Source organism: Tsukamurella sputi (assembly GCF_007858445.1).
In the GTDB taxonomy this organism is placed as follows: Bacteria; Actinomycetota; Actinomycetes; order Mycobacteriales; family Mycobacteriaceae; genus Tsukamurella; species Tsukamurella sputi.
The window spans coordinates 1-570 of the sequence record NZ_VIGV01000147.1; the positions used below are offsets into that span (position 1 = coordinate 1).

A 570-nucleotide genomic window follows, 5' to 3' on the forward strand; every position below is an offset into this window, starting at 1 on the left:
GCGATTCGGTCGCTATCGGGACAGATCGGAATGATTTTAATCTTTATCTCCCTAAAGATACTTCCCCTCTCTGATGCCACGGTGTTGCGCTCACTAACACCGCTATTTGTTCCCCTTTTAGCTTTTATCTGGCTGAAAGAGCGCCTTACTTGGGTCTTAATACCGAGCTTTTTCTTAGCGCTTGCTGGCGTTTGGATGTTAGCAGATGTAGATAAACCACAATTTACCGTCCTCTCACTTCTTCCTATTATTGCAGGCGTCTTTGTGGCGATGGCGATGGTCGCGATTAAGCGAGTAAGCCGCGCTGCTAAAGGAGCAGAAATTGTCTTCTACTTCTCTTTAACCGGAATTGTCTCCGCTTTAGGTTTAGCGCTCTTTACCGAATTTACACTTCCCTCATCACTTGCGGTTTGGGGCGTTGTCTTATTGATGGGACTCTTTGGTTCACTTGGGCAAATTTGGGTAACGCGCGCTAATGCTTTAACTGATGCCTCTATATTGGCGCCTTTTTACTACCTTAATGCCGTATTTGGCGCCCTACTCTCCCACTTCATTTGGCATGAGACATTA

The 570-nt window shown here is 46.1% G+C and carries 1 protein-coding gene; it reads left to right on the plus strand.

Features of this window, described 5'->3' with window-relative positions:
* Positions 1-570: DMT family transporter (locus tag FK268_RS26090; RefSeq protein WP_146437871.1), on the plus strand; the 570-nt coding region annotated here is incomplete at both ends.